At 59.1% G+C, this 24,996-nt stretch carries 25 protein-coding genes; 16 read left to right on the forward strand and 9 right to left on the reverse strand.

Annotated features, from left to right (window positions below):
* From ASD54_RS15560 to galE, 3 genes are all read right to left on the reverse strand, one after another.
* Positions 1–927 carry a VOC family protein gene (locus ASD54_RS15560; RefSeq protein ID WP_062555546.1) on the reverse strand — a complete coding sequence of 309 codons (927 nt, stop codon included), beginning with the start codon at positions 925–927 and terminating at the stop codon, positions 1–3.
* A gap of 132 nt (positions 928–1,059) precedes the next feature.
* Complete coding sequence (gene ung, locus ASD54_RS15565) at positions 1,060–1,755, reverse strand: uracil-DNA glycosylase (protein WP_062555547.1); 696 nt, start codon at positions 1,753–1,755, stop codon at positions 1,060–1,062.
* Between the two features lie 16 nt (positions 1,756–1,771).
* Positions 1,772–2,761, reverse strand: a complete 990-nt coding sequence (gene galE / locus ASD54_RS15570; RefSeq protein ID WP_062555945.1) for a UDP-glucose 4-epimerase GalE — start codon at positions 2,759–2,761, stop codon at positions 1,772–1,774.
* A 164-nt stretch (positions 2,762–2,925) separates the two neighbouring features.
* Between galE and ASD54_RS15575 the strand changes: the two genes are divergently transcribed.
* Positions 2,926–3,285, forward strand: coding sequence for a YbaN family protein (locus tag ASD54_RS15575; RefSeq protein WP_062555946.1), 360 nt, complete (start codon positions 2,926–2,928; stop codon positions 3,283–3,285).
* 12 nt (positions 3,286–3,297) lie between these two features.
* Here the strand turns inward: ASD54_RS15575 and ASD54_RS15580 are convergent, their stop codons facing one another.
* On the reverse strand, positions 3,298–3,486 hold the full coding sequence (locus ASD54_RS15580) for a DUF3008 family protein (RefSeq protein WP_062555548.1): 189 nt from the start codon (positions 3,484–3,486) through the stop codon (positions 3,298–3,300).
* Between the two features lie 161 nt (positions 3,487–3,647).
* Between ASD54_RS15580 and ASD54_RS15585 the strand changes: the two genes are divergently transcribed.
* The 6 genes from ASD54_RS15585 (at position 3,648) to ASD54_RS15615 (ending at position 10,518) form a co-directional block, all read left to right on the forward strand.
* Complete coding sequence (locus ASD54_RS15585; RefSeq protein ID WP_062555549.1) at positions 3,648–3,917, forward strand: hypothetical protein; 270 nt, start codon at positions 3,648–3,650, stop codon at positions 3,915–3,917.
* Positions 3,918–4,017: 100 nt separating this feature from the next.
* Complete coding sequence (locus ASD54_RS15590; protein WP_082547267.1) at positions 4,018–4,848, forward strand: nucleotidyltransferase family protein; 831 nt, start codon at positions 4,018–4,020, stop codon at positions 4,846–4,848.
* Positions 4,845–5,606, forward strand: coding sequence for a metallophosphoesterase (locus tag ASD54_RS15595; RefSeq protein WP_062555550.1), 762 nt, complete (start codon positions 4,845–4,847; stop codon positions 5,604–5,606). Before ASD54_RS15590 ends, ASD54_RS15595 begins: the two co-directional genes overlap by 4 nt.
* Positions 5,607–5,708: 102 nt before the next feature.
* A complete protein-coding gene (treY, locus tag ASD54_RS15600; RefSeq protein WP_062555551.1) occupies positions 5,709–8,387 on the forward strand; it encodes a malto-oligosyltrehalose synthase in 2,679 nt (892 codons plus the stop codon).
* A gap of 497 nt (positions 8,388–8,884) precedes the next feature.
* Positions 8,885–10,237: an NAD(P)/FAD-dependent oxidoreductase gene (locus tag ASD54_RS15610; protein ID WP_082547238.1), complete on the forward strand. Its 1,353-nt coding sequence runs from the start codon at positions 8,885–8,887 to the stop codon at positions 10,235–10,237.
* Positions 10,234–10,518 carry a hypothetical protein gene (locus ASD54_RS15615; RefSeq protein ID WP_062555553.1) on the forward strand — a complete coding sequence of 95 codons (285 nt, stop codon included), beginning with the start codon at positions 10,234–10,236 and terminating at the stop codon, positions 10,516–10,518. The genes ASD54_RS15610 and ASD54_RS15615 overlap by 4 nt, the downstream gene beginning before the upstream one ends.
* Before the next feature lie 46 nt (positions 10,519–10,564).
* On the opposite strand, the gene ASD54_RS15620 is transcribed toward ASD54_RS15615, so the two are convergent.
* From ASD54_RS15620 to ASD54_RS15630, 3 genes are all read right to left on the reverse strand, one after another.
* Positions 10,565–11,377 carry an SDR family oxidoreductase gene (locus ASD54_RS15620; RefSeq protein ID WP_062555949.1) on the reverse strand — a complete coding sequence of 271 codons (813 nt, stop codon included), beginning with the start codon at positions 11,375–11,377 and terminating at the stop codon, positions 10,565–10,567.
* A gap of 132 nt (positions 11,378–11,509) precedes the next feature.
* A complete protein-coding gene (locus ASD54_RS15625) occupies positions 11,510–12,097 on the reverse strand; it encodes a VTT domain-containing protein (RefSeq protein WP_244484775.1) in 588 nt (195 codons plus the stop codon).
* Between the two features lie 125 nt (positions 12,098–12,222).
* On the reverse strand, positions 12,223–13,158 hold the full coding sequence (locus ASD54_RS15630) for an alpha/beta hydrolase-fold protein (protein WP_162249587.1): 936 nt from the start codon (positions 13,156–13,158) through the stop codon (positions 12,223–12,225).
* 164 nt (positions 13,159–13,322) lie between these two features.
* On the opposite strand from ASD54_RS15630, the gene ASD54_RS15635 reads away from it, so the two are divergent.
* Genes ASD54_RS15635 through ASD54_RS15655 form a run of 5 tightly spaced genes read left to right on the forward strand, consistent with a single transcriptional unit; the run spans position 13,323 to position 17,822 of the window.
* Positions 13,323–14,237: a siderophore ABC transporter substrate-binding protein gene (locus ASD54_RS15635; RefSeq protein ID WP_062555556.1), complete on the forward strand. Its 915-nt coding sequence runs from the start codon at positions 13,323–13,325 to the stop codon at positions 14,235–14,237.
* A gap of 48 nt (positions 14,238–14,285) precedes the next feature.
* The gene (locus ASD54_RS15640; protein ID WP_062555557.1) at positions 14,286–15,245 is read left to right on the forward strand and encodes an ABC transporter permease; all 960 of its coding nucleotides are present in this window, start codon (positions 14,286–14,288) and stop codon (positions 15,243–15,245) included.
* Positions 15,246–15,249: 4 nt separating this feature from the next.
* Positions 15,250–16,188, forward strand: a complete 939-nt coding sequence (locus tag ASD54_RS15645; RefSeq protein ID WP_082547268.1) for an iron chelate uptake ABC transporter family permease subunit — start codon at positions 15,250–15,252, stop codon at positions 16,186–16,188.
* A complete protein-coding gene (locus ASD54_RS15650; RefSeq protein WP_062555559.1) occupies positions 16,185–16,943 on the forward strand; it encodes an ABC transporter ATP-binding protein in 759 nt (252 codons plus the stop codon). Before ASD54_RS15645 ends, ASD54_RS15650 begins: the two co-directional genes overlap by 4 nt.
* Before the next feature lie 21 nt (positions 16,944–16,964).
* Positions 16,965–17,822 (forward strand): glycerophosphodiester phosphodiesterase, encoded by an 858-nt coding sequence (locus tag ASD54_RS15655; RefSeq protein ID WP_062555560.1) that lies wholly within the window; start codon positions 16,965–16,967, stop codon positions 17,820–17,822.
* A gap of 56 nt (positions 17,823–17,878) precedes the next feature.
* On the opposite strand, the gene ASD54_RS15660 is transcribed toward ASD54_RS15655, so the two are convergent.
* Positions 17,879–18,208: a hypothetical protein gene (locus ASD54_RS15660; RefSeq protein WP_062555561.1), complete on the reverse strand. Its 330-nt coding sequence runs from the start codon at positions 18,206–18,208 to the stop codon at positions 17,879–17,881.
* 297 nt (positions 18,209–18,505) lie between these two features.
* On the opposite strand from ASD54_RS15660, the gene ASD54_RS27460 reads away from it, so the two are divergent.
* Positions 18,506–20,326, forward strand: coding sequence for a methyl-accepting chemotaxis protein (locus ASD54_RS27460; protein WP_062555562.1), 1,821 nt, complete (start codon positions 18,506–18,508; stop codon positions 20,324–20,326).
* A gap of 129 nt (positions 20,327–20,455) precedes the next feature.
* Here the strand turns inward: ASD54_RS27460 and ASD54_RS15670 are convergent, their stop codons facing one another.
* Positions 20,456–21,166, reverse strand: a complete 711-nt coding sequence (locus ASD54_RS15670; protein ID WP_062555950.1) for a GntR family transcriptional regulator — start codon at positions 21,164–21,166, stop codon at positions 20,456–20,458.
* 255 nt (positions 21,167–21,421) lie between these two features.
* On the opposite strand from ASD54_RS15670, the gene ASD54_RS15675 reads away from it, so the two are divergent.
* From ASD54_RS15675 to ASD54_RS15685, 3 genes are all read left to right on the forward strand, one after another.
* Positions 21,422–22,507 (forward strand): ABC transporter ATP-binding protein, encoded by a 1,086-nt coding sequence (locus ASD54_RS15675; RefSeq protein WP_062555563.1) that lies wholly within the window; start codon positions 21,422–21,424, stop codon positions 22,505–22,507.
* Between the two features lie 50 nt (positions 22,508–22,557).
* Entirely contained in the window at positions 22,558–23,847 is a 1,290-nt protein-coding gene (locus ASD54_RS15680) for a PotD/PotF family extracellular solute-binding protein (protein WP_062555564.1), read from the forward strand.
* Between the two features lie 242 nt (positions 23,848–24,089).
* Complete coding sequence (locus ASD54_RS15685; RefSeq protein WP_062555565.1) at positions 24,090–24,995, forward strand: ABC transporter permease; 906 nt, start codon at positions 24,090–24,092, stop codon at positions 24,993–24,995.
* Position 24,996: the final 1 nt, after the last annotated feature.

The following is a 24,996-nucleotide window of genomic DNA, read 5'->3' on the forward strand; positions in this document are numbered from 1 at the left end:
TCAAAGCTTTTCCAGATGCTCTTCGAGATAGGAGCGAAGATGCGCATGCTGCGTTGGCAGCTTGAGTGCTTCGCCCAGATGCGCGGTATCTTCGTCGCGGTCGAAACCGGGCTCATTGGTGGCGATTTCGAACAACACGCCACCCGGTGTGCGGAAATAGATGGCCCAGAAGTAATCGCGATCGATAACCGGGGTCACCTGATAACCGGTGTCCATCAGAGCCTTGCGGACTTCCAGCTGCTTTTCACGGTTTTCGACGGCAAACGCGATGTGATGCACCGAGCCGGCACCGAGATTGGCACGCGCGATGTTCGGCATCGTCTCGATATCGATGAAATCGGCACCATTGCCTCCGGGAATGCCCAGACGCACCACCCCATCGGCGCGATCCACTTCCTCATAACCCATGAACTTCAGGAGCTCGGCCGTCGCGCCTTCGTCCCGCAACCGCATGGAAGCGGAGTGAAAACCACGAATGGCGTGGTCGATATCGACCCCATTGCCCGTCCAGGCAGCGCGATCGTCATCCTTCACCTCGACCAGTGCGAAGCCATCGCCATCCGGACCAAAGAAGTTCAGGCGCTTTTCCCCGAAAGCCTCATCGGCCTTCAGTTCCAGATTGCCCTTGGCGGCCAGACGATTGCCCCAATAGGTGAGCGATCCTTGCGGCACGGAGAAGACGGTTGTTCCAACTTCGCCCGTGCCGGGACGCCCCTTGGCGATGTGCGGGAACGGGAAATAGGTCATGACCGAGCCGGGCGTGCCAACCTCGTCGCCGTAGTAGAGATGATAGACATCCGGCGCATCGAAGTTGACGGTCTTCTTCACCCGGCGAAGGCCGAGCGTATCAGTGAAGAAGCTGTTGTTGGTCTTGGCATTGGCTGCCATCGACGTAACGTGATGCAGTCCCTTGATCTGGTTCAACATGGCAGAACTCTTTCGATCCCTGCGGCTGCGGTTATTCGCGCCGCTTGTCTGGACCGGAAGATGGCGTGAGACGCACAGGTTTCATAGACTGAACAATCAGAACGCATTGTTCACAAATTGGAGTGAACTAAATTATGCAAGCCGTTCCGGCAATTGCCAATCCACCGGCTCTCGTCCGTTGGAGATGAGATAGGCGTTGGCCTTGGAAAAATGGCCGGAGCCGAAGAAGCCGTTATGGGCCGAAAGCGGCGACGGGTGCGGCGCTTTCAGCACCAGATGACGGCGCTGATCCACAAAGGCGGCCTTCTTCTGCGCGTAAGACCCCCAGAGCATGAAGACAACATGGCTGCAGTCCTCGTTGACGGCGCGGATGACCGCGTCGGTAAAGCGCTCCCATCCCTTGCCCTGATGGGCGGCCGCCTTGCCCTCTTCCACGGTCAGAACACTGTTCAACAGCAGTACGCCCTGCTTTGCCCAATGTTCCAGAAAACCATGCTTTGCCGGAGGAATGCCAAGGTCACTCTGCATTTCCTTGTAGATGTTCACGAGCGAAGGCGGGATGCGGATGCCGGGCTGCACGCTGAAGCACAGGCCATGGGCCTGGCCCGCGCCATGATAGGGATCCTGTCCCAGGATCACGACCTTCACCTGATCGAGCGGCGTCAGGTCCAGTGCGCGGAAATATTCGGAGCCTTTGGGAAAGATATGCTTCCCCGCCTCCTTTTCCTTGAGCAGAAAGGCCCGCAGGTCGGACATGTAGGCGCTGTTGAATTCGCCGGAGAGAGCGGCCTTCCAGCTCTCTTCCAGTTTCACAGTCTGCTCCGTCATGTCTGTCTGCTCCGCTTCAGGTAATCGGATGGTTGCTGCGCGAATGCCAGTTCCAGGCGGAGCGAATGATATCTTCCATACTGTAACGAGGCTCCCAGCCAAGCACAGCCCTTGCCTTGTCGTTGTTAGCAACAAGAGATGTGGAGTCGCCCTCGCGGCGGTCAACATACTCCACCGGGAAAGGTCGGCCGGAGACGGCAGAAATCGCCGCCAGCAACTCCTTCACTGTCGTTCCCGTGCCGGTGCCAAGGTTCAACTCCACCGTCTCGCCACCGCTTAAGAGATAATCCACGGCGCGCACATGCGCATCCGCCAGATCCAGCACATGAATGTAGTCGCGCACGCAGGTGCCGTCGCGGGTATCGTAATCGGAACCGAAGACCTTGAAGCCCTGACGGCGACCGAGTGCCGCATCGATGGCGAGCGGTATCGCATGCGTCTCTGGCTGGTGCCATTCGCCGATACGCCCTTCGAAATCGGCACCGGCCGCATTGAAATAACGCAGCATGACGGAGCGCAGGCCCTTGTATTGTCCGTAATCCTTCAGCGCCTGCTCGATGATGAATTTCGTGCGGCCATAGGGATTGATGGGTGCCTGCCCGTGGCTTTCGTCCATCGGCACCTGTTGCGGCAGACCATAGGTCGCGCAGGTGGAGGAGAAGACGAAATTGTGCACGCCCGCATCCATGGCGGCAGACAGGAGGGTAAGCGCGCCGATGACGTTATTGTCGTAGAAGGCGACCGGATTCTTGACCGACTCTCCCACTTCGATCAGCGCGGCGAAATGCAGGACGGCATCCGGCTTATGGGCTGCAAAAACTTCATCGAGCCGTGCGCGGTCGCGGATATCGCCCTCTTCCAGAGGTCCCCAGCGTACGAATTCGGAATGCCCGTTGGAAAGATTATCGAACACAATGGGCTGGTAGCCACGCTCATTCAGCACAAGGCAGGTGTGAGAACCGATATATCCCGCACCGCCGACGACCAGCACCTTCTTTTGTACCATGAATGATTCGAAGCTCCCCAAAATCCACGGCGCGACTATATAGCTGGCTGTAGCAATTGTCAGCATTGCGCGATGGCGCGGAAATTGACCTGCGAAGAAAAGATTTCCGCAGCGCTAACTCCTCGGCTATTGTGCAGGGCAGCGAACAGGATGCGGCGTTCTTCATGCGATTGGTGTACTTGGCCCTCGGCTGGTTCTTCGTAGGTCTGGGCCTGCTCGGTGCGTTTCTGCCGCTGCTTCCCACAACGCCCTTCCTGCTTCTGGCCATTGCCTGCTTCACCCGCTCGTCACCACGTTTGGAAGCCTGGCTTCTCAACCATCCGCGCTTCGGCCCGCCGCTCATTGCCTGGCGGGAAAAAGGGGCGATACCGCGCCGCGCAAAGATGCTGGCAGTCGGAATGATGGCTGTCAGCTACGGCATCTTCCTGTTCGGCACCTCCCCGCCTCTGTGGCGAGCGTTGCTCGTGCTCGCTATTCTGGCCGGCTCCTCGATCTTCATTGTCACGAGACCGGACAGCACCTGAGCCACAAGAGACTTACTGGCTGGCCGCATGCTGCGGCTTTCCCTTGCGCTTGGTGGACGCCATGTCGTGAAGCTCCTTCTCGGACATGGATTTCTCCATGCTTTTCGAAGCCCCTTTGAGTTCACTTTTCTTGATATCGCCGCGCTTGGCAGCAAGCGCTGCACCGGCAGCCTTCTGCTGTGCTTTCGATTTTGCAGGCATAAAAAAACTCCCATGTTCGAGGTCCAATGCGCTTCGAACGGAAATTCAGACGTCAGGTTCCGTTGCTTTTGGTTACGCCCAGGAGGAACCCAATCGCGCCCCGCCGGGTTGTCTCGCCAAAGGCTGCGATGGCGCAGCCGTCAAGAGCGAAGGAAACAGCCATGGACAACGACAACATGACAGCCCGTGACAAGATGACGGATGAAGGCTCGCGCCGGTTTGAACAGGAAGGCCGCGAACGTGCAGAAGATGCGCTTCACACGCAGCCTGACACAACGAACCACAAGGCAGTGATGGAAGCATCGCGCCTCGGCGGCGGCGATACCTATCTCGTGAAAAGCGATCTCGAAGATCTTGACGAACGCGTCGACACGGACGCCTTGGATGGTCGCCCGAGCCCCATGGCCAACGCCGACAATCCCGAGCGTTGAAATCTGATGCACAAACCGGCGCGGCGGAACCAGATGCCGCGACCGGTGTTCTTCCGCGACCAACGGAGGATCATTCATGAACGACCCGACTGACCGCGACATGAGCCCAACGCCACGGCCAGCCGACCCGAACCTGGAGGGTGTGCCGCATATTCAGGCACGCGCGGCGCCCACATTGGCAACCGCAGATGCTCAGGATTTTGTGGCGCTGTCGGTAGAGGAGCTTGCCTCCTCCCACATTCCGTTCCTGTTGGCCGGCACCTACGCCGTCAGCGCCTATACGGGCATTTCCCGTCCGACCAAGGATCTCGATATCTTCTGCAAGGCGGGTGATTTCAATCGCATTCTCGCCCATTTCAAGAGCAAGGGCTTCGACATTGAAGTCGAGGACGACCGTTGGCTTGGGAAGGTCAAGCAGGGCGAGCATTTCTTCGACGTGATCTTTGCCGGATCGAACGGGACGATGCCCATTGGTGACGCATGGTTCGAAAACGCGCGTCAGATGGATTTCAATGGCCATAAGGTGCGCGTGGTGGCTCCGACAGAACTCATCTGGTCGAAATGCTTCGTCCAGTTGCGCCACCGCTATGACGGCGCCGATGTGGTCCACGTCATCCTGCGGGCGCACGACCAGATCGACTGGCGCCGCCTGCTGGGCCACATGGAAGTGCATTGGGAGGTGCTCCTGATGCACCTTCTGAACTTCCGCTGGATCTATCCAACCGAGCGAGACAAGGTGCCGGACTGGCTGCTCGATGAATTGCTGGAACGCCTTGCCGCGCAACGCCAATTGCCCCTGCCGCAGATGAAGATATGCCGCGGCCGCATGTTCTCGCGCATTGATTTCGAGATCGACGTGAAGGAATGGGGCTTCGCCGATGTGGGCGGCGAAGGCGAGTTGAGGCAGGAACAGGAAGGGGCTTTGCTGTGACGAAACCGACCCAGAGCCGAAAGGCAGAAACGAATACAAAGGCGGCCCCCACCAAGGTCCGGATTGCCGCCGTCGCCGATCTGCACGTCAAGGAAACGGGGTCCGTCTCCTACAAGGATCTCTTCACGGAAATTTCCACCGAGGCCGACATTCTTGTCATGGCGGGCGATCTGACAGACCTCGGCAAGAAGGCCGAAGCGGAACTGCTGGCCGCTGATCTGCGGGCCTGCACCATTCCAATGGTGGCGGTGCTGGGGAACCATGATTTCGAATGCGGGGCCGTGGACGAGGTTCGTAGCATTCTGAAAGGGGCTGGCGTTCACCTTCTGGAAGGTCAAGCGGTCGAGATTCACGGTGTTGGCTTTGCCGGCGTAAAGGGCTTTGCAGGCGGGTTCGGGCGCCACATGTTGGGCAGCTTCGGTGAACCCGCGATCAAGGCCATGGTCGCCGAAAGCGTGGAAGAAACCATGCGCCTGGAAAACGCATTGCGCCAGGTGCGGTCCGAACGCGCCATGGTCGTTCTCCATTACGCCCCCATCCCGGAAACAGTGGAGGGTGAGCCGAAGGAGATCTACCCGTTCCTGGGTTCCTCACGACTTGCAGAAACCATTGACCGTTTTCCCGTGAGTGCCGTTGTGCACGGCCACGCCCATCGCGGCCGCTTCGAGGGGAAAACCCCGGGCGGCGCGCCGGTCTACAATGTGGCGGCCCACATCGAGAAGCCGAACGGAAAGCCCTACGCCATCATCGAGCTTTGAGCGCGGCCAGTAATTCGGTTGCAGCGCGGGAACTGCTTGCCCTGACTGACGTTTCGATGGCTCGGCATCAGTATCAGACCCCGCGTCGGAGGCGCATCAAGCTTGACGATCCCTACATCCACCTACCGGATCCAGTTCCGCAATGGCATGACCTTCGACAAGGCTGTCGAGCTTGTTCCTTACCTGCGCGACCTTGGCATCAGCCATCTGTATGCCTCTCCTGTATTCACCGCCGCCAAAGGCTCTACTCACGGCTATGACGTCGCCGATTGCAACGAGATCGAGCCCGAAATCGGCGGGCGCGAAGGCTTTGACCGGCTGAGTGCTGCCTTGAAGGAGGCGGGCCTTGGCCTCATCATCGACATCGTCCCGAACCATATGGCATCCGCTCTCGAAAACCCTTGGTGGCGCAGCATCGTGGAATGGGGCAAGGATAGCCGCTATAGCCACTTCTTCGACGTCAACTGGATGCGCAGGCTGACCCTTCCCTTTCTGGGCGACGACTTTCAACAGGTGCTCGACGCCGGTGATTTCACCCTGCTCTACGACGCAGAACAGGGCTGCCTCGCACTTGGCTATTTCGAGAGCCATTACCCGATTGCACCCGCCACCTATGCCTTGGCGCTCGGCAGTATCGACCACCCTCAGGCGGATGCCCTGATCGCGCTTGCACGGGATGCAAAGCCCGAAGAGGAAGACGCATTCCACCAGTCGGTGCGCAGCCTTTTGAGTGCCGAGCAAGCAGAACGTCTGAACGCGTCTCTCGCGCAATTGGCATCCGACAAGACGTTCCTTGCCAGCCTGCATGAGGCGCAGCCCTATCGCCTGATGTCCTGGCGTGATGCGCCGCGCGACCTCAGCTATCGCCGGTTCTTCGAAATTACAGGGCTCGCGGGCCTGCGTGTTGAAGACGAGGAGGTTTTCCTTGAAAGCCACCGCCTGACGCTGGAACTGGTGAAAAACGGACAGGTAGACGGCCTGCGCATCGACCATGTGGACGGTCTGGCCGATCCCGGTCGCTATCTCGCGCGGTTGCGGGATGAAGTTGGTCCCAAATGCACGCTGCTGGTGGAGAAAATCCTGGCTCACGGAGAAAGCCTTCCGGCGAAATGGCCTATTTCCGGCACCACCGGCTATGAATTCATCTCCTCCGTGTCTGATGTCTTGATTGAGCCCTCCGGGTTGGAGACCATGCGGCGGAGCTACGCGGAGCTTGCCGGTCAGCCGATCGACGTGGAGCAGGAAATCCGCAAGGCCAAGGGGCTAATGGCGGATGTCAACTTCGAAGGCGAGTTCCGCACGCTGGTCACCACGGGGCTGGAGATTGCACAGACGCATCAGGGACAGGGCAGCGCTGCACTGGATGACGCGGCATTTTCACATGCACTTCGCGAGCTGCTGATCGCTTTCCCGATCTACAGAACCTATGGCCATGCGATTGGTCTGGAGCCCGCGGACCGTCAGCGACTGAGCGAGGTTCTGACCAAGGTTCGGGACGGCAAAGAACCACCGGATGCTGAGGCTCTGTCGATGATTGCCCGAATTCTGATCGGAGATGTCGACCAGACATCGGAAGCAAGAGCTGCCGTCTTCAGGACACGCTTCCAGCAACTCACGGGTCCGCTGATGGCAAAGTCCATCGAGGACACTTTGTTCTTCCGCCTCAACCCGGTGCTTGCCCTCAACGAAGTCGGCGCAGAACCTCTGCCCCGCAGCTTCAGCCTGCAGAACTTTCATGCAGATATGAAACTGCGCCAGGCCCAGCAGCCGGAAGGACTTTCCGCCAGCACGACACACGATACGAAGCGGGGCGAAGATGCCCGCGCACGCCTTTACGCTCTGACGGAACAACCGGACAGCTTTGCCGCTGCGATCAGCGACTGGCGAGAGAAGAATGCCGTTGGCCTCGTTCAACTGAACGACGGAGCCGCTCCGGAGCCGGAAGTTGAATGGCTGTTGCTACAGGCCCTCGTCGGTGTCTGGCCGCATGACCTTGATCCAGGACACGCCGAGGGGTTGAGAGCACTCGAGGAGCGATTCCTGCCTTACGTCGAAAAATCATTGCGGGAAGCGAAGCTCAAGACCAGCTGGAACAACCAGAATGCAGGCTATGAAAAGGCAGTTCTGGCCTATGCCTCCCGTCTGCTCGCTCCGGAAACGCTGGCCTTCCGTGAGGATTTCCTCAACCGGATGCGTCCCGTCATGCTGGCAGGGGCTGTCAACTCCGTCACGCAAACCTTGATCAAGCTCACCGCTCCGGGGGTCCCTGACATCTATCAGGGCAGCGAAACCATGGATCTCAGCCTTGTCGATCCTGACAATCGTCGCATGCCCGACTATGATCGATTGCAGGACATGCTCGATCATACGCCGGACGCTGCAGACACTGAAACCTGGCTGACAGGCCATCTGAAGCAGCATCTCATCGCAACACTGCTGAAACTGCGCCAGCAGAATCCGGATCTCTTCTGGCACGGCGACTATACACCGCTGACCATTGCCGGAGAAAAGCGGGATCACGCCGTGGCCTTCGCTCGAAAGCTCGGCAAACAGACACTCCTCGTCATTGCCCCGCGCTTTGTGCTGGCAGGCATACAGGGAATGAACGCTCTGCCTTCCGCCGAATTCTGGTACGGAACCGGCGTGTCCCTGCGCGATTTGCGCTTCGACGGTGGTCTGGAAGATGTGTTTTCGGGCAGAGGTTTCGAACCGGGCGAGCGCCTGATGCTGGACGATGTCTTCTCCGAGCGCCCCTACGCGGTGCTTCTCGGCAAGGCTTGAGGCCACGACCACGCTACCCGACCCCTCCCCCGACCGGGGAGGGATTTCTCTTGACGAATGTCCTGAACAGCAAAAAGCGCCGGTTGTTTCCAACCAGCGCTTTTTGAAATTTGCTTGCGTTCAATTCAGGCGATGCCGACGAACGACAGAACGGCCAGAACGATGACAACGGCTCCGACGAGCCAAACGATGCTGTTCATGTTTCCCTCCAGGGTTTGAAGAATGACGAGAATGGGCGCCCGGATGGCGCGTGTGATCAGGAAAGACCGATCAGGTTCAGGACCGCAATTACGATAACGACGGCTCCCACGAGCCAGACGATGCTGTTCATTTTTCCCAAGCTCCCTTGCGTTTCGCATCATCAACGGCAAGGGCAGCAAAAGGTTCCAAGACCTGTGCGGGAACCTTCCAGCCAGCGGCTGGTTGAGCGGATGCTTTCGAAGCGGCATGCAAAGACCGTGTGCCAAGCATGTCAGCCCGTACCAAGAGGATGTCGAATGAGCTTTCACCCGGATACCTCGGTTCTCCAGAGAGGGCCGCAGGAAACCCCTCCGACGGTTGTCGGGCGTCCGACCCGGATCGTCATCATTGGGGCAGGGTTTGGCGGATTGGCGGTCGCACGAGAGCTTGGCAATACCGTGCTTGAGGTGACGGTCATTGATCGACGCAATCACAACCTTTTCCAGCCGCTGCTCTATCAGGTTGCGACTGCCGCCCTTTCTCCCGCCGATATTGCCGAACCAATCCGGCGCACGCTGGGTCGATACAAGAATATCAGGGTGATGCTTGCGGAGGTCACCGGCGTGGACCAGACGGCCCGGCACGTCCTTCTGGAGGACGGCGCTCCGGTTGCCTACGATCACCTGATCATTGCGACCGGTTCCGAATACAATTATTTCGGCCATGACGAATGGCGCGCCGTCGCGCCCGGATTGAAGACAATCCACGAGGCGCGGCTGATCCGGCAAAGGCTTCTGCTCTCCTTCGAGCGAGCCGAACTCTCGCAAGATGCCACGGAGAAGAAAGCGCTCCTCACCAGCGTCATCATTGGTGGCGGCCCGACAGGCGTCGAGCTGGCAGGCGCCATCGCGGAACTGGGCCGCTATATGATCACCCGGGACTTTCGAAAACTTGCCCCGGAGGATTTCCGCGTGATCCTGATCGAGGCCGGACCGAAGATCCTAGCGGCCTTTCCCGACGAGCTGACGGATTATGCATGGCATGAGCTTGCGAAGCTCGGCGTCGACATTCGCACCGGTGTACGTGTTGAAAACATCACGCGAGGCAGCGTTCAGACCTCCGGCGGCACCATTCCGGCGGGCAATATCCTGTGGGGTGCGGGCGTCAAGGCATCGCCAGCTCACAAGTGGCTGGGGCTGGAGGCGAAGATGGGCGGACGCATTCCAGTTGGTCCCGATCTGCAGGTCGAAGGAACGAAAGGCATCTACGCACTAGGCGATACCGCGCTTCGCATCGATGATGAGGGCAAGCCGCTTCCCGCCCTCGCTCAGGTGGCGAAGCAGCAGGGCGAATATCTGGGCAAGGCTTTGCGCGAACAATTGCTCGACGGCAGGCCTTCAGAGCCGTTTCATTTTCACAATCGCGGAAACACTGCGGTCATAGGACGCCACGCCGCCATTTTCGATTTCGGCAATCGTCGCCTGAAAGGGCGGCTTGCCTGGCTGCTCTGGGCAATTGTCCATGTTTTTCTGCTCGTCAATTTCGAAAAACGCCTGCTGGTCACGGTCCAATGGCTATGGCGCTACGTGACGAGGCAGAGGGGCGCCCGTCTCATTGACGAAAACGCAGCAACCGGATTGCCTGCCACGACACACAGGAGCGAGACATGAATACGGCAAACCCGCAACTGGAAGGTCTCTATATGGCGTTGGCCGCCATCAACCGGCTTCTGGTCGAGAAGCAATTGCTGACGCACGAAGAGATCCGGGAAACACTGGCCGAGGTGGAACGTGCGGTGATCAATGATCCTAACGCGCATAACGTTTCACCTTCCCATTCGAAGGCAGTTGCCTTTCCGATCCGTCTCTTGTCCGTGGCAAACGAGGCAGCCGAAAAGGGTGTCCATCCAAGCTTCGAAGAGCTTGCGCGGCATGTTGGCCAGCAACGATAGTGTCTGGCACAGGTACGCCCGGAAGACCGGGCGCACCTGATCGAGTTCAAATAATCGGCTTGCCGCCTGTGACGGCAATCGTAGCGCCCGAGACATAGGAAGACAGCGGGTCTGCCAGCATGACATAGGCGGTTGCCAGCTCTGCCGGTTGACCCGGTCGCTTCATCGGCACCTGCTTGCCGAAGTTCTTGACGGAGTCTTCGGGAAGCGTCGAGGGAATGAGCGGCGTCCAGATCGGTCCCGGCGCAACCGCATTGGCGCGGATACCCTTTTCCGCCAGCATCTGCGCAAGACCTGCCGTAAAGTTCTGGATCGCGCCCTTCGTCGTGGCATAGGCCAGAAGCGAAGGGTTTGGACTATCCGCATTGATCGAGGTCGTGTTCACGATGGCCGAGCCGGGCTTCATGTGCTTCACGGCAGCTTTCGTCAGATAGAACATGGCGTGGATGTTGACCTTGAAGGTCAGTTCCCATTCCTCGTCGGGGATCTCGTCGATATCGGAGAAGGTGGCCTGATGCGCGGCATTGTTGACGAGGATGTCGATGCCTCCCAACTCGCGAACAGCCGTCTCGATGATCTTGCGGCAATGGTCCGCCGATTGCAGATCACCCGAGACCAGCACAGCCTTGCGACCAGCCTCTTCCACCAGCCGTTTGGTTTCCTGAGCATCCTCATCTTCATTGAGATAGGAGATCAGCACATCCGCGCCTTCCCGCGCATAGGCGATGGCAACGGCGCGCCCGATCCCGCTATCGGCGCCGGTCACCACTGCCTTCATGCCTTGCAGGCGGCCGGAACCCTTGTAGGAATTCTCGCCATGATCCGGCACCGGCTGCATCTGGCGCGTCAGCCCCGGCATCTTTATCTTTTCCTGCGGGAACGGCGGCGTGGGATGGTTCTGGTTCATGAAGTCTCACCTTTTGTGTTGGCGTGTCCGATTGAGGTCGGAGGTTCAACTCTGGGGTGGCCGCGATGTTCCAGTCCTGAGGGGCTATGAGAAGTTGCGTCCGTCTTCATAATTGGAGATGGGGAACCGATTGATACGCCACCAGGCGAAGGCGATGCCCGCGACCATGATGAGAAGCAGAATGACACTGGCGAAACCCCAACCAGCCAGTGCGGCTTGCTCGACCTGCCTGCCGAACACGAACCCAACCATCACGAGACAGAGAGTCCAGACCAATGCGGATGCCGCATTGCAGAGTGTGAAGGCAGGCCATGACATCGTCCCAAGCCCGACGGGAAGCGCCCCGATGGTCCGCATGCCTTTGGGATAGCGATAGAGAAAGATGTATGCTTTTCCATAGCGTTGGATGAGCGCATTGGAAATGGCCATCGGCTTGCGAAAGAGCGGATACCGCGTCACCCAGGCGATGCCATAGCGCCGGGCGGCTAGGAAGCGCGCTTCATCCCCCAGATAGCCGCCCGCAAAAGTGACCCCGAGGACAAGGGACAGGTCGAGGAGCTGTGCCTGGGCTGCGTAGCCTGCGAGAAGTGGCAGGCTACCGCTTTTGAGCGCACAATAGAGGAAGAGGATCACATAAACCCACGCACCATATTGCTGCATCAACTCCGACATTGCGCCCATTCCAGTCTCGCCGCTCCGATCACCGGCCCGTTGCCTTACCCATCCCACACTACGGCAGGATGGGCGTACCGGTTTTCGGCATCATCGCGGCAGATACGGCAAGATGCGTGATCGACTCAGGCTGTGCGTGCCCAATCAAGAATATGGGGCAAGGCACCCAGAAGCGTCGCGCCATGGACATGGCCTTCCAGCACACGCGATGACACGGAAAGCTGCGGCACTGATGAAAGCCGCCGGATGAGATCCATGGTTTCCGTTGCAGGTCCTGTCGGCGGCGGTCCTTTGTCGTTTGAGCGCTGTTCCTTGTCGCCAAGAGATATGAACAGGCGTTTGCTGCTCTTGAGGTTCCAGTCGGCCAGCCGCTCCAGCCGTTCCATCGGCTCCATGGCCCACCAGAGCGAGGGGCTGATCGGCGCATAGGCACTGAAGGCGTCCGGCTGCCGATAGAGAGTGATCAACGTCATCAACCCACCGAACGAGTGCCCACCGAGCGCCCGGCGGCTGGGATCGACCACCAGCCCCTCTTCCGACAGGCTACGCAAGTCGCCGGTCAAAAGCGGCAGGAACTCGAAGGCGCCGCCGATCCTCCGCTCCGGTCGCAGCGGGTCCGGCTGCGGCCCCTCGCCGGTTCTTGGCGGCGTATAGTCCAGCGTACGCTCTGCCATGGCGAACTTGCGCGGCGTATCATAGCCAAGGCCGATGACGATGAGCCCGGGGGCCCGGGCCAGCAGTTCCACAGTCAGGTCATCGAAAATCGCGTTTCCATCCAGCAGGTACAGGATTGGAAAGCCAGCAGGAGGTGCGGCTGTCTTGGGTATCGCCCGGAAGATGCGAAAACTGCGCCCGTTCGAAAGCGTCACGGCGCGATTGTCGAGACGATGCGTTGGCACATCTTGCGTGAAGATATCCAGCGTCGTTTCCGCGACCCGCATCTGGGCATAGGTCAGGCTTGGCTTTGTCACAGTCGACATGATCAGCAATGGCAATCCGGTGAGAACAGAACGGCGGGCGAGCGCGACGGGGAGCATGGTTCCTCGCTTTTCAACAGACATCAGGGACAGTGCATGGTGATTTCCCGGGGTTGTGATCGGTTGCGGCATATAATTCTTGACGGAGTTACACTGCTTTAAATAAGTGAACTCAGCTTCTCAACTTATAAACGCCGGTGGATGGCCTTTTTCAGGCCTCACCGGATGGGTGCCAAGGATCAGTCCCCATGTTGCTCTCGACGGTTCGCAAATTTGCTCTTTCCGCTGCGCTGGCACTCGGTGCCTCTCAGGCCTTGGCGGCTGACATCACCATTCGCCACGCACAGGGCGAGACGAAGCTTGCTGAAACGCCAAAGAAAGTGGTGACCTTCGATCTCGCCGCCCTCGATACGATGGATGCGCTGGGCGTTCCCGTGGCAGGCGTGCCGAAGGCGCTGATGCCCGATTACCTGCAGAAATACGTAATCGGCCCTGTGCCCAAGGTCGGCACGCTGTTCGAACCGGATTACGAGGCAATTGCCGAGCTTCAGCCGGACCTGATTATCGTAACGGCCCGTTCCGCCTCGAAATTCAAGGAGTTATCCGCGATTGCTCCGACCGTGGATCTCTCCGTCGACGGCAATGACTTCCTGAAGCAATCGGAAGCGAATATCCGAACACTGGCTAAAGTGTTCAATAAGGAAAGCGAAGCTAACCGACTCATCGAAAAGCTGAATTCCTCGACCGCCGAGTTGAAGCAGAAGACGAAGAATGCCGGCAAGGGCCTGCTGGTGCTGACGACCGGCGGCAAGATGAGCACCTATGGTCCAGGCTCCCGTTTCGGCGTCCTGTTTTCCGACTACGGCATGACGCCCGCCGATGCCACGATCAAGGCAGACAATCACGGGCAGCCGATTTCCTATGAGTACATTCTGGAAAAGAACCCGGACTGGCTGTTCGTCATCGACCGCGATGCCTCGATCGGCAACAAGGGCGAAGCGGCCTCCAAGCTTCTGGACAATGACATCGTGCGCCGCACCACCGCCTGGCAGAAGGGGCATGTCGTCTATCTCGACGGCCTGTCGCTCTATGTGGTGGGTGGCGGCCTGACCGCGCTTCAGAACACGGTGGACCAGTTGAACACCGCGCTCGCAAAGCCCTGAGCCGATGGGCGGCGCGCCCTCGGTGTGCCGCCTGCTTCTCATAAGCCCATGCGCCTGACACTTGCCCTCATCGCCCTTCTCTGTCTCGGCATCACCAGCCTGTTCTTCGGCGTGAGTGACATCTCCCCGCTTGCCCTGTTGAGCGGTGAGGCAGACGAGAAGGCCGTGCTGGTGCTTCTGGCAAGCCGCCTTCCCCGCACGCTGGCGCTCGTTCTCGCCGGCTCGGGCCTCGCCGTCTGTGGCACGCTGATGCAGATGCTGGCGCGAAACCGGTTCGTCGAACCCTCCACCGCAGGCACGGTGGAATCCGCCAGCCTCGGCATGCTGATTGCGCTGATCATCTCACCCAACATGCCCGTAATGGGTAAAATGGCCTTCGCCGCCGGGTTTGCTCTGCTTGGAACCGCCCTTTTCCTCGCCATCCTGCGTCGCATTCCGCTGCGCTCGGTCGTCATGGTGCCGCTGGTGGGACTGATGCTGGGAGGCGTGATCTATTCGGTTGCCGCCTTCATCGCCTATCGCCTGAACCTCATGCAATCGCTCGCCGCCTTCGAAAGTGGCGACTTCTCCTCTGTGCTTCGCGGACGCTACGAAATCCTCTGGCTCTCCCTCGTCATGACGATAGCCGCCTATGTGGCAGCCGATCGCTTCACGCTTGCCGGACTGGGCGAGGAGTTCGCCACCAATCTCGGGCTGAATTATCGCCGCATCATGATGCTGGGGCTCATCATCGTTTCCATGGTCACCGCCTGCGTGGTGGTAACGGCGGGCGTTATTCCCTTCCTCGGACTCATCGTGCCGAATGTCATCAGCATGATCATGGGCGACAGCCTGCGCCGCACCCTGCCCTGGACGGCGATCCTCGGCGCGGGACTTGTGCTGGCCTGCGATATCATTGGTCGCATCGTTGTCTGGCCCTTCGAAGTGCCAGTGGGCGCGGTACTGGGCGTGCTGGGAAGCGCCTTTTTCCTGTTCCTCCTCTTCAGGAGGCAGAGCCGTGCGGCGTAACCCTCTGGCGATCCTGGCAATCCTGGTGCTGATCGCGCTGGCGGCGGCAATCGGTTTCATGACCATCGGCGCACGCGGCAGCTGGAGCTTCATCCTCTCCTTCCGCGGCACGAAGCTTCTGGGCATGGTGCTGGTAGGCTATGCCATCGCGCTCTCCACCGTTCTCTTCCAGACCATCACCAACAACCGCATCCTGACACCTTCGATCATGGGCTTCGATGCGCTTTACGGCCTGCTGCAAACCCTGCTGGTGCTGGTCTTCGGGGCCGCCTTTATTTCGGGGCTCGATGCACGCCTGCTCTTCCTGATCGAAGTCACCGTCATGATGGGCTTTTCGCTCATTCTCTTCCGCCTGTTATTTTCCGGGGCGCTGAAGAGCCTGCACCTGCTGATGCTGGCGGGCGTCGTGCTCGGCATCCTGTTCCGCAGCCTGTCCGGATTTCTGCAGCGGATCATCGACCCAAATGATTTCCTCGTTCTTCAGGATCGCCTGTTCGCCAGCTTCAATTCCATCGACAGCCAGTTACTGGGTGTTTCTTTCCTGCTGGTCGGCCTTGTCTCGGCTATCGCCTGGCGGATCGGGCACAGCTTCGATGTCATGGCGCTGGGACGCGAGACCGCAATCTCGCTGGGCGTGGACCACCAGCGGCAGACCCTCGTGATCCTGCTTCTGGTATCGGTCCTCGTTTGCGTCTCGACGGCGCTGGTGGGGCCTGCCACTTTCTTCGGTCTGCTGGTCGCAAACCTCGCTTACATCATCATGCCGTCCGCCAAGCATCGCCACGTCATTCCGGCGGCCTGCCTGCTGGCCATCATCACGCTGATGGGCGGACAGACCCTTCTGGAACGCGTGTTCGCCTTTAACAGCGCACTCTCCATCATCATCGAGTTTGCCGGTGGCCTGTTCTTCATTCTCTTCCTGCTCAGAGGAGCAATCCGATGATCGAGATCCGTGATGTCAGCAAAACCTATGGTTCCACCGTCGTTGTCGATGGCGTTTCCCTGACGCTGCCGAAGGGCGGGCTGACGGCCATCATCGGTCCGAACGGCGCTGGCAAATCGACGCTTCTCTCCATGGTGGCCCGCCTTCTGCCCATGGATTCCGGACATGTGATGGTGGAAGGACTGGATGTCGCCCGCACACCGGGCGATGCGCTGGCACGTCGTCTGGCCTTTCTGCGGCAGGACAATCACATGGTCGCCCGCCTGACGGTGCGCGATCTCGTGACCTTTGGCCGCTACCCCTACTCCAGGGGCCGTCCGACGCGGGAGGATCAAGGCCATGTGGAACGCGCGCTCGGCTATCTGGGTCTCACGGATCTTTCCGAACGCTATCTGGATGAGCTGTCCGGTGGCCAGCGCCAGCGCGCTTTCGTGGCCATGGTGCTGTGCCAGGATACGGATTACATGCTGTTCGACGAGCCGCTGAACAATCTCGACATCCGCCATGCGGTCGGCATGATGAAGCTCCTGAAGGGGGCCGCAAAGGATTTCGCCAAGACCGTGGTCGTGGTCCTGCATGACATCAACTTCGCCTCCTGCTATGCGGATCACATCGTCGTCATGCGCGATGGCAAACTGTTTCTTCAGGGAACACCGGACGATATCGTGCGACCGGAGATCCTGTCATCGATCTATGCTACGGACTTTGCCGTCCATGAACTCGATGGGCACCGGATCGCAACCTATTTCACCTGATGTCTTCTGACGGAACCCGCCATGCCGAATGATACGCCCGGTCTCGACATTTTCCACGACGGGCATCGCATACGGCTGAAATGGCATCGCCTGCGCCTTGCGCTGGATGCCGCGCTCTTCTCGGCCGCAACCATGGCGGAGGGTTTTCGCGTCGGCGCCTCCATGGAGCTGGACCTGCGGGTGCGCGGCGATGGCGGCTTTGTCGTTCTGCACGACAGTGACCTCGAAGGCGAAACGACGGGTTACGGGCCGGTTTGCAAGGCTGATGCGGCGACGATCAGAGCACTATCCATGAAGTCCGGCGGAACCCCGCCCATTCTCTCGGAAGATCTGGCGGGGTTGATGCAGACTGCTCACCCGGAGGCGCTGCTCCAATTCGACATGAAGGATGACCTGAAGACGATTGGCGAAAAGGGTCTGGATCATCTGGCTCGAACCTTCGCGGGCCTGGGCAGGTTCATGATCGTCAGCGGTGCTGACCTCGATCTGATCGAAGCGATCAAGACCCGCCTGCCCGACGCACAGCGCGGCATTGACCCCACCAACAAACTGCTGGCACTCCTGCGTCAGAAAGGCCCTTCAGCGGTCGAAGCAGAATTGCGCGCCGACTGTCTGGGACCAACCGAGCCGAAGATGATCTACCTCTCCTGGCCGCTGATCCTTGAAGCCCATGCGGCGGGCCTCGATCTCATCGGCCTTTGCCACGCTCTCGGCAAGACCGTCGACGCCTGGACCTTCAACATGGCGGATCGTGCTGAAGGCTTTTCGGATGACGAATGGCAGCGATTCTCGACACTGGTCAGCCTGAAGCCAGACCAGATCACTACCGATGAAGCTCCGGCAACGGAACACGCATGGCTTGCCCGCTGCAGAACATAAACGCAAAGAACCCGCCGGGTGGCGGGCTCTTGCAGATCTTTGGGTAATTTAGCGGATCAGATTTCCGGGCAACCGCGCTCGTTGGCGAAGGTAATGCGCTCCAGTCCACGGCGCGTGTAGCCTTCCACGATCACACGGCCGGGGGTTACACGAACCACTTCCGGGTCCCGCAGACCTGCCTCACGAGCGGCTGCACGGGCCTGACGCTCGTCACAGCCACGGCGCGGCGGCGGAGGGCCACGGCGATCATTATCGCGAATGACGGGGCGAACGCCATCGGGGCCGATGCGCAATTCAAGGTCCTGCGCCCCTGCCGGGACTGAACTGACGACGGCTGCTGCTGCCATGGTAAGCGCCACTCCGGCTGCCTGGATCGCCTTAAACATCTTTCCTCCTTGTGCGCCTTTCGAGCACATCAATCGAATATCATCCCGGCAAGAACGCCGAACGCGCCAACCGGTTCCAAGAAGATAACCGCTTCGGATGGAACACAACAGTCCAGCCTTCGCCCAATTCTTGGTAAATCGATTTATTCGCATCATCAGGAATAATTACACCATCACTTAACCATTTCCACTGCACAACTTCTTGAAACACAACGAGAAGATGAAGCGTCTTCTGTTTTAGCGGTTTTGAATATGAAACGCGTATTCAACGTCACGTCTCAAATATAAAGGTTTACCATGCTGAGCAGCCTTTCAATCCGAACCAAGATCGTCTCGCTTATCCTCTTCTTCGGCTTGTTTGCGCTGGCAGGCATGCTCTACCTCAGCAACCGGTTCGATGACGTGAACGACCGCTATGCCGATTTCATCGCACAAAAGGCATCATCGGCCGTCCTGGGCGCGCGCTCCTCGGCAGGCATGTGGACGGCAGTCAATGCGATCTCCCGCGTGGCGCTGAACGAGCCGGGCACTCCGGCCTATGATGAGGCAAAGGCAGCTTTCGTGCGCAACCTCGACGGCGCTCGTCAGAAGCTGGTCGACATTTCCAAATCGGTTCCCGCGACCCAGCCAGCAGTGGCCGAACTTCAGGGTCTGATGGACCAGTTCAAGGCTCAGTACGATAAGGTTGTTGCGGCGAAGGAAGCGGGCAAGACGGATGAAGCGCTGGCTCTGGTTCGGGGACTGGACAAGCTTTCGCAGACCTTCTCCGAGAAGTCCGGTGCCAACAACACGAACCTGACCAATCTTGTCGAAACCGGTGGCAAGCAGATTTCGAGTGACACCGATGCCGTGATTAACACCAGCATGATCGTCATGTCGCTTGGCATCCTCGCAATGATTGGCGTGGCGGTATATGTCAGCCATGCAGGCATCACACAGCCAATGGAAAAGCTTCGCAATCGCATGTCATCGCTCGCAGCCGGTGAGGCAGCCGCACCCATTGACGGCATCGATCGTGGTGACGAGATCGGCGCCATGGCGAAAACTGTCGAAGTGTTCCGCATGAATTCGCTGGAGCGCATCCAGCTTGAACAGCGTGCAGAGGAAGCCCGCAGCCAAACGGAAGCGGAGCGCGTCGCCAATGAAGCCATCAGGGCTGAGGAAGCAGGCGTGCTGGCGGATGTCGTGCAGTCGCTCGCATCCGGCTTGAAGGCCCTGGCAGACGGCGACCTTTCCTTCCGCATCACGCGTCCGTTCTCGCCAAAGCTCGACGGCTTGCGCACCGATTTCAACCATTCGCTGGAAAAGATGGCTGAGGCCATGCAATTGGTCGGCGGCAATGCCAATGCGATCACGGCCGGCGCCAACGAGATCCGCTCCTCCAGCGATGATCTTGCGCGTCGCACGGAACAGCAGGCAGCGTCCATCGAGCAGACAGCTGCCGCGCTTGAGGAAATCACGACGACGGTTCGCGATGGTGCAAAGCGTGCCGAGGAAACGCGTCGCCTCGTGACAGCAACCGGCGAGGATGCACGCAAGTCCGGCAGCGTGGTTCGCTCTGCCGTGGACGCGATGCAGGCCATTGAAACCTCGTCCGGCGAGATTTCCAACATCATTGGCGTGATCGACGAGATCGCCTTCCAGACCAACCTTTTGGCCTTGAACGCAGGCGTTGAAGCAGCACGCGCTGGCGAAGCTGGCAAGGGCTTTGCGGTCGTGGCACAGGAAGTGCGCGAACTTGCCCAGCGCTCCGCTAAGGCCGCAAAGGAAATCAAGGATCTGATCCAGGCCTCCAGCGAACATGTTGCCCGCGGCGTGTCACTGGTCGGCGATACCGGCAAGGCACTGGAAGGCATCGTCCAGCAGGTTCAGCAGATCACATCCAACGTTCAGGCAATTGCCGAAGCCTATCGCGAACAGTCGACCGGCCTGCAGGAAGTGAACACTGCCGTCAACTCCATCGATCAGGGCACCCAGCAGAATGCGGCCATGGTGGAAGAGGCGACGGCAACCTCGCACAACCTCTCGGCAGATGCGAACGCGCTGATCCAGTTGCTCGGCCAGTTCCGCCTGCCCCAGGCTGGACAGCAAAGGCAAGGCTACAGCCGCGCCGCCTGATATCCCCCGCATACCGAATGAAAGGGCTTCCTCACGGAGGCCCTTTTTTCATGAAGAGCTTAGGGTCGTAGCTAAAAATGTGCAGCGGTTTTGTGAAAACGACATGCGATAAAACAAAGAGTTAAAACGTCAGATATCGAGCGCGTCCTTCAAAGCCAAACCATCACGCACGCGCAGATCCAGATCCGCTTCGATGTGGTCTATGTGATGCAGCATGATGGCGCTCGCCCGTGCCGCATCGCGCGCTTCCAGCGCCTCCAGAATATCGGCATGCTCATTGTGGCCGCAACGCGAAACGCCTGTATTTCCATAAAGCGCAATCACAAGTGACGAGCGCGCCACCAGTTCGTCCATGAACCTTTGCAGAATGGCATTGCCAGAGACCTCGGCCAGCATCAGGTGGAAATCGCCGGATGCCTTGATCTCCGCGCGGCGGGCCACGGGTCCCCGCTGGTTCATGTAGCGCGTTTCCTCCTCCAGATGCCGGCGAAAGCGCTCCAGATCGGCGGACGTGATGCGCTCCACCGCAGCAAGAACAATACCGGGCTCCAGCAGGCGTCGCGAGGCGAAGACCTGACGTGCCTCATCCGGCGTTGGATTGGATACAAAAGCACCCCTGTTTCGTTCCGTCTTTACCAGACCCTCGAAGGCAAGCATTTGAAGAGAGGCGCGTACCACGGTGCGGCTGGCCTCGAACAGCGTGCCGACTTCACTTTCCGAAAGCTTGGTCCCCGGCGCCAGACGGCGGTCAACAATAGCATTGCGCAGGGCATCCCGAATGGCCAAGGCCCGATCGTCCGGGGCAATATCGAAGGGAGAAATCTTGTCGCTGATCTGCATGGCGGGATCCGGTTTCTGCCAGACTGTATCCTGAGATTCGGCGCAAAGGAAAGCGCGTTCGGTTTGAATGATGCATCGAATACAATAAAGCCATTGCATCGTATACGATCGCAAAAATTTTGAGCACGTCGTGCTCCTTCATTGTGCGTGCAGTGCACAAATTAACAGAACCTTGCTTTCGGAGCTTCGGAAACGCCCCGGGAATGAACTTGGCACGAACCATGCATTGAAAGTCTCATCTTGAAGGAGACGTGCATGAGCAAAGCAGCCGAGATAGAAATTGCGTCGGTTTCCAAGATCTACGGAAACACAACCGCAGTTCATGCCATCAGCCTGAAGATTCCGGCTGGAAGCTACTGCTGCCTTCTTGGCCCTTCCGGTTGCGGCAAGACGTCAACCTTGCGCATGATTGCGGGCCACGAAAGCGTATCAGGTGGCGATATTCTTCTCGGCAACAAGAATGTCACGGATCTTGCCCCTGCCGAGCGCGGCACCGCCATGATGTTCCAGTCCTATGCCCTGTTTCCGCATCTCGATCTGGTCGACAATGTCGCCTTCTCGATGAAGATGAAGGGCGTGGACAAGGAGACGCGCCGCGCCAAGGCGCTGGATATGCTGAAGCTGATGCAGCTTGAGCCCTATGCCAGCCGCCGTCCCGCGCAACTGTCTGGCGGCCAGCAGCAACGCGTGGCGCTTGCCCGTGCGCTGATCACCGATCCGGAAGCCCTGCTGCTGGACGAACCACTTTCGGCGCTCGATCCCTTCCTGAAGATCCGCATGCGCGCCGAACTGAAAAAGCTGCAGACCTCGCTCGGCATCACCTTCGTGCACGTAACCCACAGCCAGGAAGAGGCCATGGCGCTGGCGGATATCATCGTCGTCATGAACGATGGCCGCATCGAGCAGGCAGCCGCGCCGCGCACGGTGTTCGAACGACCGGCGACGGCCTTCGTCGCCCGCTTCATGGGCGACCATAACGTAATCTCCGGGCGCGCGACGTCGTCGACACCGTTGGGTCTTTCTCTCACGGTTCCGGCGGGCGGTACATTCAGCGCCCCGGCTTGCGGCATACCAGAAGGCGACCCGGTCGACATCGCCATCCGCACCGACCGTGTGCAGATCGGCAAGGCCGCGCAGGATGGGCTGGGCTTCACCGGCAGCGTCTCCAACATCGAATATCGTGGCTCCTCCGTGAAGCTCACCGCCACCGGCGCTGGGATCGAGGAGTTCACTGCAATCATCAGCGACAGAGAGTTCTTCGAACAACCGATCAAGGTTGGCGAAGCCATTCAGCTGTCCTGGGATGCCGGGGATGTGATCGTCCTCGGAAAGGCTCAATAACAAGCAGCGCAACAAACACCAGCACAATAAAAACCAGAGAGGAACATGGCATGACCGACAAGACGAACAAGCCTTCGGGCCTGACCCGCCGCAGCCTTCTGAAAACCGCATCCGCCGCCGCAGGCCTTGCTGCCGGTTCCGGCGCCATCACCGGTTTTCCGACCATCTGGGCGCAGAGCAAGATCACGCTGCGCCAGTTTGGCACCGGCGTTTCCAACATCAACGCCATCGCCGAACAGTGCAAGAAGGACCTCGGCATCACGCTGGAAATGACGGCAACCGACAGCGACGCCGCCGCCCAGCGCGCCGTGACGCAGCCGAATTCCTACGATATCGCCGATATCGAATACTGGATCCTGAAGAAGGTCTATCCGGCTGGCGTCATCCAGCCCATGGATGTCAAGAAGCTGAAATACTATGACAAGGTCGTTCCGCTGTTCAAGAATGGCAAGCTGAAGCCCGATAGCGTGATTGCGCAGGGCACCGCGCCACACACGGTCGGCTATGTCGACAAGCCCGGCACCAAGACCTTCGCCAAGAGCGAAACCGAATGGTTCACCATGATGCCGACCATCTACAATGCCGATACGCTTGGCATTCGTCCGGACCTCGTCGGTCGCGAAATCACCACCTGGGCGGACATTCTCGATCCAGCCTTCAAGGGCAAGACCTCCATCCTCAACATCCCGTCCATCGGCATCATGGATGCGGCAATGATCATGGAAGCCTCCGGCAAGATCAAATATGCCGACAAGGGCAACATGACGAAGGAAGAGATCGACAAGACCATCGCCTTCCTCATTGAAATGAAGAAGGCCGGACAGTTCCGCGCCTTCTGGAAGAGCTTCGATGAATCGGTAAACCTGATGGCGTCCGGCGAAGTGGTCATCCAGTCTATGTGGTCGCCTGCGGTTGCCGCCGTCCGCTCCAAGGGCATTGCCTGCAAATACCAGCCGCTGAAGGAAGGTTACCGTTCGTGGGGCGGCGGTCTGGGCCTTGCCGCCCATCTGAAGGGCGCGCAGCTCGACGCGGCTTATGAATACATCAACTGGTACACATCCGGCTGGGTGGGCGGCTATCTCAACCGTCAGGGCTACTATTCCGCCTGCATGGATACGGCCAAGAAGTTCATGACAGACGACGAGTGGGGCTACTGGATCGAAGGCAAGGCTGCCAAGGGCGACATTCTCTCGCCGGAAGGCAAGGTCATGGAAAAGGCCGGTGCCGTGCGCGATGGCGGCTCGTTCGAGGACCGCATGGGCAAGGTCGCCTGCTGGAACTCCGTCATGGACGAAGACCGCTACATGGTTCGCCGCTGGAACGAATTCATCGCGGCGTAAGGAATACCCCTCCCGGCCTGCCGGACACCCTCCCCACAAGAGGGAGGGAAGACCGTGGCGACGCCTCCACTTCACCGGCAAAGCAGGCGAATGGGAAGCATGGGAACGATGACTAATCTGCGGAGGCAACTGCGCAGATACACCTCCAACGGAGGATGAGACTGTGCCGCTTGTTGTCTCCCCCTCTTCAAGGGGGAGATGGCCGGCAGGCCAGAGGGGGAATCCCAAAGGAGAGACGATCCATGGCAACAGTACGTTTCATAGGCGTTGGAGAGCCGAAGCCGAAGCGGAACATCCGCATCTCGCCGAAGCTTGCCGCCTATCTGCAGGCCGCGCCGCTCACGGTCATTCTCGGCGTCTTCCTTGCGCTTCCGCTTCTGATGATCCTCGTGGTCAGCTTCTGGGACTATGACTTCGCCCAGATGTATCCCGACTTTCTCACCATGAACTATGTCGAGACTCTCGGTTCCTGGGTTACCTGGAAGACTTACCTTAATACCTTGAAATTCGCGGTCCTTGTCTGGGCCATTACACTGTTCATCGGCTTCTGGGTCGCCTATTTCCTGGCATTCCACATCAGAACCACGGCGATGCAGATGGTGCTGTTCCTGGTGTGTACCGTACCGTTCCTCACCTCGAACATCATCCGCATGATTTCCTGGATCCCGGTTCTCGGGCGAAACGGGTTGATCAATTCCGGCCTCGTCAATTCCGGCCTCGTATCCGAACCCGTCGAATGGCTGCTCTATTCGGATTTCGCTGTCGTGCTGGCCATGGTGCATCTCTACACGCTCTTCATGGTGACGCCGATTTTCAATACGTTGATGCGCATCGATAAATCGCTGGTGGAAGCAGCCCGCGATGCAGGCGCCACAAGCTGGCAGGTGCTGACGAATGTCATCATTCCACTCGCCAAACCCGGCATGGCCATCGGCACCATTTTCGTGGTTACGCTGGTGATGGCGGATTTCTCGACCGTTCAGGTCATGTCCGGCGGACAGAGTGCATCCGTGGCGCTGATGATGAAGAACCAGATGTCCCTGCTGCAATATCCGGCGGCGGCGGCCAATGCAGTGGTTCTGCTGATCCTCGTCCTTTCCATGGTCGCAGGCATTCTGCGCATCGTCGATATTCGCAAGGAGCTTTGAG

It is taken from the genome of Rhizobium sp. Root149 (genome assembly GCF_001427345.1).
GTDB lineage: Bacteria > Pseudomonadota > Alphaproteobacteria > Rhizobiales > Rhizobiaceae > Neorhizobium > Neorhizobium rhizoryzae.

What these genes read in the sequence shown, in the direction of transcription:
- ASD54_RS15620 (WP_062555949.1), bottom strand. Translation starts at nt 11,377, where the DNA reads ATGCCGGGGCTGACGCGCCAGATGCAGCCGGTGCCGGATCATGGCGAG.
- ASD54_RS15680 (WP_062555564.1), top strand. Translation starts at nt 22,558, where the DNA reads ATGACCGACAAGACGAACAAGCCTTCGGGCCTGACCCGCCGCAGCCTT.
- ASD54_RS15630 (WP_162249587.1), bottom strand. Translation starts at nt 13,158, where the DNA reads ATGTCTGTTGAAAAGCGAGGAACCATGCTCCCCGTCGCGCTCGCCCGC.
- ASD54_RS15635 (WP_062555556.1), top strand. Translation starts at nt 13,323, where the DNA reads ATGTTGCTCTCGACGGTTCGCAAATTTGCTCTTTCCGCTGCGCTGGCA.
- ASD54_RS15685 (WP_062555565.1), top strand. Translation starts at nt 24,090, where the DNA reads ATGGCAACAGTACGTTTCATAGGCGTTGGAGAGCCGAAGCCGAAGCGG.
- ASD54_RS15640 (WP_062555557.1), top strand. Translation starts at nt 14,286, where the DNA reads ATGCGCCTGACACTTGCCCTCATCGCCCTTCTCTGTCTCGGCATCACC.
- ung (WP_062555547.1), bottom strand. Translation starts at nt 1,755, where the DNA reads ATGACGGAGCAGACTGTGAAACTGGAAGAGAGCTGGAAGGCCGCTCTC.
- ASD54_RS15575 (WP_062555946.1), top strand. Translation starts at nt 2,926, where the DNA reads ATGCGATTGGTGTACTTGGCCCTCGGCTGGTTCTTCGTAGGTCTGGGC.
- ASD54_RS15650 (WP_062555559.1), top strand. Translation starts at nt 16,185, where the DNA reads ATGATCGAGATCCGTGATGTCAGCAAAACCTATGGTTCCACCGTCGTT.
- ASD54_RS15670 (WP_062555950.1), bottom strand. Translation starts at nt 21,166, where the DNA reads ATGCAGATCAGCGACAAGATTTCTCCCTTCGATATTGCCCCGGACGAT.
- ASD54_RS15590 (WP_082547267.1), top strand. Translation starts at nt 4,018, where the DNA reads ATGAGCCCAACGCCACGGCCAGCCGACCCGAACCTGGAGGGTGTGCCG.
- ASD54_RS15660 (WP_062555561.1), bottom strand. Translation starts at nt 18,208, where the DNA reads ATGTTTAAGGCGATCCAGGCAGCCGGAGTGGCGCTTACCATGGCAGCA.
- ASD54_RS15655 (WP_062555560.1), top strand. Translation starts at nt 16,965, where the DNA reads ATGCCGAATGATACGCCCGGTCTCGACATTTTCCACGACGGGCATCGC.
- ASD54_RS15580 (WP_062555548.1), bottom strand. Translation starts at nt 3,486, where the DNA reads ATGCCTGCAAAATCGAAAGCACAGCAGAAGGCTGCCGGTGCAGCGCTT.
- ASD54_RS15625 (WP_244484775.1), bottom strand. Translation starts at nt 12,097, where the DNA reads ATGTCGGAGTTGATGCAGCAATATGGTGCGTGGGTTTATGTGATCCTC.
- ASD54_RS15675 (WP_062555563.1), top strand. Translation starts at nt 21,422, where the DNA reads ATGAGCAAAGCAGCCGAGATAGAAATTGCGTCGGTTTCCAAGATCTAC.
- ASD54_RS15615 (WP_062555553.1), top strand. Translation starts at nt 10,234, where the DNA reads ATGAATACGGCAAACCCGCAACTGGAAGGTCTCTATATGGCGTTGGCC.
- galE (WP_062555945.1), bottom strand. Translation starts at nt 2,761, where the DNA reads ATGGTACAAAAGAAGGTGCTGGTCGTCGGCGGTGCGGGATATATCGGT.
- ASD54_RS27460 (WP_062555562.1), top strand. Translation starts at nt 18,506, where the DNA reads ATGCTGAGCAGCCTTTCAATCCGAACCAAGATCGTCTCGCTTATCCTC.
- ASD54_RS15585 (WP_062555549.1), top strand. Translation starts at nt 3,648, where the DNA reads ATGGACAACGACAACATGACAGCCCGTGACAAGATGACGGATGAAGGC.
- ASD54_RS15560 (WP_062555546.1), bottom strand. Translation starts at nt 927, where the DNA reads ATGTTGAACCAGATCAAGGGACTGCATCACGTTACGTCGATGGCAGCC.
- ASD54_RS15610 (WP_082547238.1), top strand. Translation starts at nt 8,885, where the DNA reads ATGAGCTTTCACCCGGATACCTCGGTTCTCCAGAGAGGGCCGCAGGAA.